Source organism: Dietzia sp. SYD-A1 (assembly GCF_015356725.1).
Taxonomy (GTDB): domain Bacteria; phylum Actinomycetota; class Actinomycetes; order Mycobacteriales; family Mycobacteriaceae; genus Dietzia.
In genome coordinates this window covers 1-10,034 of sequence record NZ_JADDKI010000266.1, presented here as the reverse complement: position 1 = coordinate 10,034, position 10,034 = coordinate 1, and the positions used below count along the sequence as shown (strand labels likewise).

At 68.7% G+C, this 10,034-nt stretch carries 9 protein-coding genes and 1 pseudogene; all 10 read right to left on the bottom strand.

Features of this window, described 5'->3' with window-relative positions; translation table 11 throughout:
* Positions 1-197: pseudogene (locus tag IY392_RS11450) on the bottom strand (hypothetical protein); the annotation flags it as partial.
* Between the two features lie 19 nt (positions 198-216).
* Entirely contained in the window at positions 217-933 is a 717-nt protein-coding gene (locus tag IY392_RS11445; protein ID WP_228549315.1) for a hypothetical protein, read from the bottom strand.
* Positions 934-986: 53 nt separating this feature from the next.
* Complete coding sequence (locus tag IY392_RS11440) at positions 987-2,231, bottom strand: MCE family protein (RefSeq protein WP_194861288.1); 1,245 nt, start codon at positions 2,229-2,231, stop codon at positions 987-989.
* Positions 2,228-3,484, bottom strand: coding sequence for an MCE family protein (locus IY392_RS11435; protein WP_194861287.1), 1,257 nt, complete (start codon positions 3,482-3,484; stop codon positions 2,228-2,230). The genes IY392_RS11440 and IY392_RS11435 overlap by 4 nt, the downstream gene beginning before the upstream one ends.
* Positions 3,484-4,710, bottom strand: a complete 1,227-nt coding sequence (locus IY392_RS11430) for an MCE family protein (protein ID WP_194861286.1) — start codon at positions 4,708-4,710, stop codon at positions 3,484-3,486. The genes IY392_RS11435 and IY392_RS11430 overlap by 1 nt, the downstream gene beginning before the upstream one ends.
* Positions 4,710-5,732, bottom strand: coding sequence for an MCE family protein (locus tag IY392_RS11425; RefSeq protein ID WP_017838135.1), 1,023 nt, complete (start codon positions 5,730-5,732; stop codon positions 4,710-4,712). Before IY392_RS11425 ends, IY392_RS11430 begins: the two co-directional genes overlap by 1 nt.
* A complete protein-coding gene (locus IY392_RS11420) occupies positions 5,729-6,820 on the bottom strand; it encodes an MCE family protein (protein ID WP_194861285.1) in 1,092 nt (363 codons plus the stop codon). The genes IY392_RS11425 and IY392_RS11420 overlap by 4 nt, the downstream gene beginning before the upstream one ends.
* Positions 6,817-8,253, bottom strand: coding sequence for an MCE family protein (locus IY392_RS11415; RefSeq protein WP_194861284.1), 1,437 nt, complete (start codon positions 8,251-8,253; stop codon positions 6,817-6,819). Before IY392_RS11415 ends, IY392_RS11420 begins: the two co-directional genes overlap by 4 nt.
* Positions 8,250-9,059 carry an MlaE family ABC transporter permease gene (locus tag IY392_RS11410; protein ID WP_370446358.1) on the bottom strand — a complete coding sequence of 270 codons (810 nt, stop codon included), beginning with the start codon at positions 9,057-9,059 and terminating at the stop codon, positions 8,250-8,252. Before IY392_RS11410 ends, IY392_RS11415 begins: the two co-directional genes overlap by 4 nt.
* 47 nt (positions 9,060-9,106) lie before the next feature.
* Entirely contained in the window at positions 9,107-9,937 is an 831-nt protein-coding gene (locus tag IY392_RS11405) for an ABC transporter permease (RefSeq protein ID WP_228549314.1), read from the bottom strand.
* Positions 9,938-10,034: the final 97 nt, after the last annotated feature.

The following is a 10,034-nucleotide window of genomic DNA, read 5'->3' as shown; positions in this document are numbered from 1 at the left end:
GGCCCGGTGGCAGTGGCGGTGTCGGACCCCGGGGCGGTGGCGGCACCCGCGTCGGGCCTCTGGTCGGGCGACTCGTCCCCGTGGTGGTCCTGCTCGGCGCCGGAGCCGATCCCGGCGCGGGTCGGCCCGGTGTGGCCGGCCAGGCGACGACGTGCCGGGTGGCCCCCGGGCTTCGGGGTCCTCTTGATGGGTGGCATCAGCCGTTCCCGTCCTTTCTCATCGGCCGGCGGAGGTGGTTGGCGCGGTGGTCGTCCCCTCCTGCGCCCCGGAGTCGGCGGAGTCCTCCTCGGCGGAGTCGTCGCCGGCGGCGTCCTCGTCACCGGCGTCGGGCACCTCAAGTCCCTGCACCGACTGGCTGGACGAGCCGACCGGCACCGTCACGCCCACCTGGTTGACCGCATTGGCCTTCCACTCGTCCTCGACCCGGGTCAGGTCCACCCGCATCGCCTGACGACCGGTGATGTCCTCCTGGCCCTCACGCTCCGAATGGGCGGTGAAGACCACCAGGACGGCGGCGGTCCCCTCGTCCAGGTCCAGTTCCTCCACCGCGGTGTGCGAGACGGTTGCCGTGGTGACCGCCTTCTGTTCGATCACCCGGGTACGCACATCCTCCGACCACTGCTCCTGCTCCACGAGGAAATCCCCCGTCGAGGCCTCCGCGAGCATCTGGAGCGAGTCGTCGACGTTCCGGTGATCGAAGCTGAACGCGTTGATGATCACCTGCGAGGCCACCTCGGAGACGGCGTCCCGCTCGGTCGCGACGTTCTGCGCGGACCGGGCCTCGGCGTAGCGGACCCCGGACACGGCCAGGGTCGCCAGGCCCGCGACGAGGACGAGCACCGAGACGACCACCAGCCACGTCGGGACGCTCCTCACCTCCCCGACGCCCTCGGTGCGGCCGTCCGCGCGACCATCGGTGTTCTGCGCACTCATGGGCGTGACGCTACCGGAACCCCCGGGCACCGGGCCGCCGCCCGGTCCCGCGGTCACCGGGGGATCAGTCCCTGGAGTACCGCGAGCTGCTCGGCGGCCACGGACAGGTTGAGCCGGTCGGGGTCGACCTTGGGCTTGGTGTCCCAGGGCTGGGACACCTCCGGGCTCGCGTACTCCACGCGATCCGCACCGCGGACCGCGGTGGGGCTGCCGAAGGGCACGGTGCAGCGCGCCTCGTAGTTGGGCGGGAAGTTCTGTTCCTGGGGGTCGAACGACGGGTCCTGCGCCTTGATCTCGTTGATGATGTCCCACGTGCCCTCGTAACCCTGGGTGCACGGGGTGGGGTTGTCCATCTCCAGGACCAGACCGAAGTGGATGGTGCCGTCTCCCGGGGCCACCGACAGGCCTCCGGCGCTCAGGGCTGGGAGCAACTGCAGCAGCACGACGAAGGACGGGGCGAGCGGGTCGACCGTCTTCATGGTGGTCGACAGGTTGCCGAAGGTCCGCGTGAGCGGCTCCCCCGAGTTCTCCACGAGGAATCGCATCTCGTCCGCGAACTCCGGCCCGGTGTCGATGAGCCTCTCGAGATCCGAGTCGGAGTCACGCAGCGCTTCGGTGACGGTCCGCAGATCGCGGGAGAAGCTGACGATCTCCGTGGACTGGTCGGCCTGCGTGTCGAGCACCGTGGCGCCGTCCCGGATAAGGGTCTGGAGCTGGGGCATCGTGCGGATACCGGAATCCGCGATGCGGATCAGTGAATCCGAGAGTCGCTGCAGCTGCGGCCCCCGGCCCTGGAACGCCCTGCCGAGTTCGTCGACGGTCACCTCGAGGTCGTCGAGCGGGACCGACCGTGACAGCTCGTCGACCGACGCCAGCAGGTCCTCCACGCGGACCGGCAGCGCCTCGGTACCGGCGGAGATCACGTCCCCGTCCTGGAGGTAGGGCTCCGAGAACGTGTTGGGCCGCAGGTCGACGTACTGCTCGCCGATCGCCGACCGGTTGGCCACCACGGCCACGGTGTCCGCGGGGACCTCGGGGGCGCTGGAGTCCATGTCCAGCTCGACCCGCACCCCGTCGTCCGTCAGCGTGAGCTCACCGACGCGTCCGACCGGGGTACCCCGGTAGTTGACGGCGGCGTTGGTGAAGACCCCGCCGGTGTCGGGCAGGTCCAGGTACACCCTGTACTGGCCGATGCCGAGCAGCGAGGGCAGACGGACATAGTTGGCGCCCACGTAACTGATGCCCAGGGCGGCGATGAGGCCGAAGACGATGAGCTGGGTTTTCAGCGTTCTGCTCATTGATATCCGGGCTCCCCTGGTTCTGGAAGGTACGTCTCGGAGAACTCCGAGGTACCCGGTGCGGGCCTGGGCACGACCGCCCGGTCCATGATCGGCGGGACCGGCAGCAGTGGCAGGACGATGGTGGTGCGGCGATCAGGACCGTTGCCGCCCACCCAGGGGTTACCCGGGTCCACGTTGTACGGCCCCCTGGTCGTGGTCGGCCGGATGGGCACGGGGTCGCCCTGGTTGGCACCGAGGTTGCGCAGCGTCTCCGAGATCGTGGCGTCGACCGAGAGGAACAAGTTTGCCGACCCTCCGACGGTCGCCGTGATGGAGGCGTCCGGGAACGGGAAGGTGGGGACGAAGCCGGTCAGGTCGATGAGCTCGGGGGTGGACTCCCCCAGGTACTGCAGGACCGGCCGCAACGCCCTGAGGTCGGCGATGAGGTCCTCCCTGCTGGTGAGCAGGATGTCCGATCCCACCTCGCCCAGCGCGTCGACACGGCGCAGCATCTCCACGAACTGGGGACGCTGCTCCTCGAGCACCGCGACACCGGCGGGCAGCTCGTCGAGGGCCGCCTGGATCTGCTGCCGCTGGTCGTTCGCCCGTGCCGTCATGAGGTTGACGCCCTCGAGCGCGGCGGTGATGCTGTCGCGCTGCCGGTTGAGCCCGGCGATGAGCTCGTCCGCGGAACGCAGCGTCTGGGTGAGCCCCTCCTCGCGACCGTCGGTCAACGCGCGCAGCTCGGCCACGATGGGCTGGATCTGGTCCACTCCCCCGCCGTTGAGCAACAGGGAGAGCGCGCCGAGCACCTGCTCGATGTCGGTGGCGGTCCGCGTGTCGGCGGTCCGGATCACCGCGCCGTCGGTCAGTTGCCCGGTCGGTTCCTCGTCCTCGGGAGGGGTGAGTTGGACGAACTTCTCCCCCAGCAGGTTGGTCTGCTGGATCGAGGCCTCGACGTTGGCGGGCAGTCCGAGGTCGTCCCGGAGGACCACGTCCACCTGCGCCGTCCACCCGTCCTCGGCCAGCGAGACACCCGAGACGCGACCGGCGTCCAGGCCGTTGACCTTGACCGAGGACTGCAGGACCAGGTCCAGCACGTCGTCGAACTGGATGGAGACGGTCATCGGGTCGTCACCGACGTCGGCGCCGCCCGGGAGCGTGTAGTCCTGGAGGTCGGTCGAGCACCCGGCCGCGAGGGCAGCCACGACGGCGGACGCGCCCACGGCACGGACCGCGGTGCCACCGATCCTGAACCGGTGTCGACTCATCACCGTCCTCCTTCGGAAGCGGGGGTCATGGGCCATCCGCGGTTGCCCTCCACGGTCCCGGGCACCGGGATGGACTGCTTCATCTCACCCGCGAGAATCCCGAGGGGGAGGTCGGGGTTGGAGGCCCTGAGCTCACGGTTCCGTTCGGGTGCCAGCGCCTCGCAGGCCTGGATGTCCGCGCGGCGGAGGTTGTCGAGTTCGCGGAGCATCTCGTCCCCGGGGTTGAGGCGGCCCAGGGTCATGATCTGGCACAGGATTCCGGCCGGGTTCTGCTTCTCCGGGATGTTCGGCCGCATCGAGAGGGTCCCCGACTCCGAGTCGTAGGCACCGATGAGGTTGGCCAGGGCCAGCGGGGCCGTCTTGAGGATCTCCTCGATGTCGCCGCGCTGGTCGGCGGTGATCTGGCTCAGCGTGGCCAGTCGGTCCGCGTTGGAGCGGATGGAGTCCTGGTTGTCCCGCACCAGCCGCGCGACGTCGGCGAGCGCATAGCTGAGCTCGGCCAGCGCACCCTGGAGGTCCTCCCGTTGGCCCGCCACCGTCTGGTTGAACGATGCCATCTGGGTGTTGAACTGCCTGACCTGCGCGTCGTTCTGCGCGAGCATCGTGACGAACGACTGGAGGTTGACCACGGTCTCGCTGATGTCCTGACTGGAGTCGGCCAGGGTCGTGGCCGCACGGGACAGCTCGTCGATCGACCGCCCCAGGGCGGCGCCGTTGCCGCCGAGGGTCTCGGCGGACCGGGTGACGAACCTGTCGAGGGCGCCGTCCCTGTTCGCGCCATCCGGCCCCAGCGCCTCCGTGAGGTCCTGGACCGAGGCGTAGAGCTTGTCCACCTCGACGGGGGTCGCGGTCCGTTCCAACGGGATGTGCGCCCCGGACTCCATCGTGGGCCCACCGGAGTAGGCGGGCATGAGCTGGATGGTGCGGTCCGGGATGACCGACGGGGTCACCTGCACCGCCTTGGCGTCGACGGGGACGTCGATGCCGCGACGGACGTAGAGCGTGACCTCCACCGTGTCGCCCATCGGGACGACCTCTTCGACCGAGCCCACCGTCACACCGAGGATCCGGACGTCGGTGCCCTGGGAGATACCCACCGCCGACGGGAACGTCGCGGTGATGACGGTCCGGCCCATCCGGGTGACGGTCAGGTAGGTCACGGTGACGATCGCCACGACGACGACGAGGAGCAGCGCGACCAACCAGTACGGCAGCTTCTTGTGCATCAGTTGATCCCACTCTGTCGGGCCGGCGCACGGGCACCGGGATAGAAGGGCGGCTCGGGGATGCCCGGCGGGATGAGGTTGGTGACCACCGAGTCGAACCACCTGCCGGTGCCCAACATATTGGCGTAGAGGCGATAGAACGGCGCGAGGTTGTGGATGGACTTCTTGAGGTCCTCCTCGTGGTCGGTGAGCACCGACAACGCGGAATCCAGGCTGTCGAGGGTCGGGCCGAACTCCGCCTCGGTGTCCGCGACGAGGAGACGGAGCTCCGCCGACAACCCCCGGGTCGACGCGAGGACGAGCTTGAGGGTCTCGGCACGCTCGTTGAGCTCGCCCAGCAACTGCCCGGTCCCGATGATCAGTCGACGGAAGTCGTCGTTCCGCTCGGCCAGGATCTCCGAGCTCGTCCTGGTCGCCTCGAGCAACTGACGCAGCTCCGCGTCGCGGGTCGAGATGGTCTGGGACAGTCGCGCCACGCCGTCGACGGCGCCGCGGAACTCCTCGGGCGAGGCCTGCATGGCGTCGGTGAGCGTGTCCAGACTCTCCGCGAGCGCGGCGTCGTCGATCTGCTCCAGCGTCTCGGCGGCGGAGGAGAAGGCGGTCACCACGTCGTAGGGGGCGGTGGTGCGCTCCAGGGGGATCGGCTCCGAGCGGTCCAGCTCACCGGTGCCCGCGGGGACCAGCGCCAGGTACTTCTGGCCGAGTACCGTCTTGATCTGGATGCTGGCGCGGGTGTCGTCCCCGAGCCAGGCGTCCTTGGCCCGGAACCCCACGACGACCTTGTCCCCGTCGAGCTCCACGTCGGTCACCACGCCCACCTTGACGCCGGCCACGCGGACCTCGTTGCCGTCCGTGAGACCAGCCGCCTCCGAGAAGTACGCCTCGTACTTCGGTCCCGCCCCGACGATCGGCAGGGAGTCGAGCATGAACGACCCGGCCGTGAGCACCAGGATCACCACGACCCCGATCACTCCGATGGTCGCGTTTCCGACCCGGGGTTGACCCGGCGTCCGCTTGCTCATGGGATCCCCCCCTCGTGGCACCGTGGCGCGACGTTCGTGTACACCGTGTGGTTGACGACGGGCCCGCCGCTGGGCAGCAGGTTGGGCACGTTGTTGCCCGGACCGTGCACCACGTCGAGTCCGCACAGATAGAACTGGAACCAGGACCCGAAGGACCCCATACGGATGAGGTTGTCGGTCTTGACCGGCATGTTCTCCAGGACCTCGCTCAGCGTCCCCCGGTTGGCGTTGATGTTGTCGCTGATCAGCTTCAGGTGGTCGAGCGATTCGTCCACGGCCGGCCGGGTCGCGGTGACCACGTTCTCGGCCGAGGACGTGAGGTCGGCGATCGAGTCCAGTGAGCTGCCGATCGCATCGCGTTCCTGCGCGAGTCCCTCGACGAGCTGCCTCGTGGTCACCACGAGCTGCTGGAACTGCACGTCGCGTTCGTTGATGGTCTGCAGGACCCGGGTGAGGTTGTCGATGACCTCCCCGATCACCTGGTCGCGATCGGCCAGGTGGTTGGTCAGCTCACCCGTCTGACGGACCAGACTGGTCACCGTCCCGCCCTCGCCCTGGAGGACCCGGATCAGGGAGTCCGCCAGCGCGTTGACGTCCTCGGGCTGCAGTGTCGTGAACAGGGGGCGGAAGCCGTTGAACAGTGCTGTGAGGTCGACCGCGGGCGTGGTGTTCTCGATGCCGATCACGGTGCCCTCGGGCAGCTCCGGCTGAGCCGGTCCGGGTTCCCGGGAGATGTTCATGTACCGCTGGCCGATCATGTTCCGGAAGCGGAGCGTGAGGTGCGCGTCCGCAGGGAGGGTGCGGTCCCCGGACAGGGTGAAGTGCACCAGGGCCTGGTCGCGGTCGTGGACCTCGAAGTCGTTCACGTGACCCACCACGACGCCCGCGATCCGGACGTCGTCGCCCTTCTCCAGCATGGTCACGTCGGAGAAGACGGCCGAGTACTGGGTCCCCTCCTCCCGCGTGCCGCCGCGGATGGTCGTGGCCAACACCGTGCTGAGCATGACGGTGACGACGATGAACACGGCGAGCTTGATGAACGAGCCGAGCAGTCCACCGCGGAACAGCGCTTTGACCTTCGCGTTCATCGGAAACTCACCTCCGCCCCGCGCAGCGCCGGGGCCCCGATCCCGCCGATCCACGCGGGGATGTCCGCCGCGTCGCGATCGGTGGCGACGCCGTACACGGTGCGCACGGTGTCGGTCTCGAGCGGGGAGCCCGCGTAGGCCATCGCCATGACGTCACGGTCCCGACCGGCGGTGACGGTCGAGGGGAACGGGAGGTTGGGCTGCTCGGGGACTGCGCGTCCCGGTGCCGCCGGCACGGATCCGCGGGTCCGCAGGGCGGGCACCGGGCCGTCCTGGTCGAGCGGGTTGGGCAGCGTCGGGATGAACTCCGGCCCGGGGTTCCTGGTGGGCGTCTGATAGGACCCGTCGGCGATGGCGCCGCCGGGTGCTCCGCCGAAGATCTGCGGCTCCACGGCCGGGACGTAACACCTCGGGCCCCGTGTGTCGAAGAACCGGGGTTCGTCCTGATTGGGCACGTAGCGTCCCTTGGGGTTGACGACCTCGATCGTCACCCGGATACCCGGGTTCGGGGTTCCCACCCCGAGGATCGCGTCGGAGCGGTCGAGCGCGGTCATGAAGTTCTCCACGGTGCACGGCAGAGCCGGGGAGTACTCGGCGAGATACTCCAGGGACGTCCGTGAGTCGATCGCGAGGGCGATGAGATCGGAGCGGTTGGCGGCGAGGAATCCGGTGAGGACGTCGGCCGAGGAACTGATCCGCTGCAGCCCGTCCGCGATGTCGGTGCGGCGCTGGATCACCGTGTCCCCGGTGGTGCGCAGCGCGTCGAGGGCGTGGATGAGGTCGGGCAGCGCCTCGGAATAGGTCTGGGAGAAGGTCGCGAGATCCTCGAGACCGGACTCCAACGCGGGCATCTCCTCGGAGATGCCGTCGAAGACCCGCCCGATCTCCACGAACCCGGCGCCGATCTCGTCGCCACGGCCCGCGAGCGCCTGGTTGATGGCACCGAGCGTCCCGGCCAGCTTCTCCGGCGGGACCGCCTCCAGCACCGGGAGCAGTCCGTCGAGGACGCGGCCGAGCTCGATCGCGTTACCGCGGGTGTCCTGCTCGATGGTGGCACCCGGTGCGATCGTCCCGACGGGCTGCTCGGGGAATCCGAGGGCCACGTACCGCTCGCCGAAGAGCGTCTTGGGCAGCAGACGACCACTGATGTTGGCCGGGAGCTGGTCCACGAACGCGGGGTCGAACTCCATGTTCACGCGGACGCGCTCACCCTCGGGCTCGACGCCGGACACCCGCCCGACCAGGACCCCTCGCGCCTTGACGTCGGCGTCGTTGGGCAACGCGAACGCCATGTCGTCGGCGTACATGGTGACGCTGTCCGAGGCGGTGAAGGCTCGGTTGTAGATCGCGATGGTGGTCCCCACGAAGACCAGCACGATCACGATGAACAGCGCCGCGAGCAGTCGCTTGGACACGGCTGACAATTCGTTCATCCCGCCACCCTCACGGTCGTGGTGGTGCCCCAGAGGGCGAGTCCGACGAAGAAGTTCAGAATGGCCACCACGACGATCGTGGTCCGCACCGCGCGGCCCACGGCCACGCCGACACCGGCGGGGCCTCCCGACGCGGTGAAACCGTAGAAGCAGTGGATCATCACCAGGACGAACGCGAAGATGATCACCTTGATGAAGGAATAGATCACGTCTTCCGGTGGCAGGAAGAGATGGAAGTAATGGTCGAACGAGCCCGTCGACTGCCCCTGCACCATGGTGTTGACGGCGCGCGTCGCCATATAGGAGGACAGCAGCCCCACCACGTACAACGGTATGACGGCGATGAAGCCGGCGATGATCCGGGTGGTGACGAGGTACGGCACGCTCGGGATCGCCATCACCTCGAGCGCATCGATCTCCTCCGAGATGCGCATCGCGCCGAGTTGGGCCGTGAAGCCGCACCCGACGGTGGCCGACAAGGCGAGCGCGGCGACCAGCGGGGCCACCTCGCGCGTGTTGACGTAGGCGGACAGGAAGCCGGTGAGCACCGAGCTCCCGATCTGGTCCAGCGCGGCGTACCCCTGCAGTCCCACGACGACGCCCGTGAACCCGCTCATCATGACGATCACGCCGATGGTGCCGCCGAGGACCGCGAGCACGCCGACGCCGAAGGTCACCTCGGCGATGAGGCGCAGGACCTCTTTCCGGTAGTGCACGAGGGTCTGCGGGATCCAGCGGATCGCCCGGAGGTGGAACGCGAGCTGGTCCCCGAGGCTGTCGAACGAGCTGATCGGCCCGCGCACCATCGCCCGGAGCCGGGCCCTGGTGGGCCCGACATCGGTGAATATCGCCATCACGACCCCTTCGGCGGAACGATCTGCAGGTACATCGCCGTGAGGATGAGGTTGGCGAAGAACAGCAGGAGGAATGTCAGGACCACTCCGAGGTTGACCGCGTCGCCGACGCCCTTCGGGCCGCCCTTGGGGTTCATGCCGCAGTACGAGGACACCACCCCGGCGATGAGCCCGAAGATCAACGCCTTGACGGAGGACATGATGAAGTCAGGCAACTGGGCGAGGGCGCCGAAGGACATGAGGTAGGCGCCCGGGGTGCCACCCTGCAGGAGGATGTTGAAGACGTATCCGCCGGCGATGCCGACGATGGAAACGAGCCCGTTGAGCAGGACCGCGATGAGCATCATCCCCAGGACGCGGGGCACGACGAGCCGCTGGACGGGATCGATGCCGAGTACCCGCATGGCGTCGAGTTCCTCACGGATCGTCCGCGCACCCAGGTCGGCGGCGACCGCGGAGCCGGCGGCTCCCGCGATGAGCAGCGAGGTCACCAGGGGCGCCCCCTGCTGGACCACGGCGAGAACGCCCGTCGCGCCGGTGTACGCCTCGGCCCCGAGCTGCTGGACGAGCGATCCCGTCTGCATGGCCACGACCGCCCCGAACGGGATCGCGACCAGCGCCGACGGCAGGATCGTCACCGACGCGATGAACCACGATTGTTCGATGAACTCGCGGAACTGGAACGGCCTCCTGAAAATCCCACGAATCACCTCGAGGAAGAGACGGAACACCTTTCCCGCCTCACCGACCGCGCTCCGGACGCCACCTCCCACGTCCGCCGGAGACACACCGGACCTCACCTCGGGTTGCTGACCAGCACCCTCCGCCATCTACTTCCCCCCGACCTGTCCGGTGTCCTCAGTTCTCGTCGGACCCGTAGTGGTCGTCGATTCCCGTGATCGTGCTGTCCGCGGCGCCCACCGGGGT

Bases quoted from the DNA above. Each gene is read 5' to 3' on its own strand.
- IY392_RS11410 (WP_370446358.1), bottom strand. From the start codon at position 9,059: ATGGTGCGCGGGCCGATCAGCTCGTTCGACAGCCTCGGGGACCAGCTC.
- IY392_RS11430 (WP_194861286.1), bottom strand. From the start codon at position 4,710: ATGCACAAGAAGCTGCCGTACTGGTTGGTCGCGCTGCTCCTCGTCGTC.
- IY392_RS11440 (WP_194861288.1), bottom strand. From the start codon at position 2,231: ATGAGCAGAACGCTGAAAACCCAGCTCATCGTCTTCGGCCTCATCGCC.
- IY392_RS11425 (WP_017838135.1), bottom strand. From the start codon at position 5,732: ATGAGCAAGCGGACGCCGGGTCAACCCCGGGTCGGAAACGCGACCATC.
- IY392_RS11445 (WP_228549315.1), bottom strand. From the start codon at position 933: ATGAGTGCGCAGAACACCGATGGTCGCGCGGACGGCCGCACCGAGGGC.
- IY392_RS11415 (WP_194861284.1), bottom strand. From the start codon at position 8,253: ATGAACGAATTGTCAGCCGTGTCCAAGCGACTGCTCGCGGCGCTGTTC.
- IY392_RS11405 (WP_228549314.1), bottom strand. From the start codon at position 9,937: ATGGCGGAGGGTGCTGGTCAGCAACCCGAGGTGAGGTCCGGTGTGTCT.
- IY392_RS11435 (WP_194861287.1), bottom strand. From the start codon at position 3,484: ATGAGTCGACACCGGTTCAGGATCGGTGGCACCGCGGTCCGTGCCGTG.
- IY392_RS11420 (WP_194861285.1), bottom strand. From the start codon at position 6,820: ATGAACGCGAAGGTCAAAGCGCTGTTCCGCGGTGGACTGCTCGGCTCG.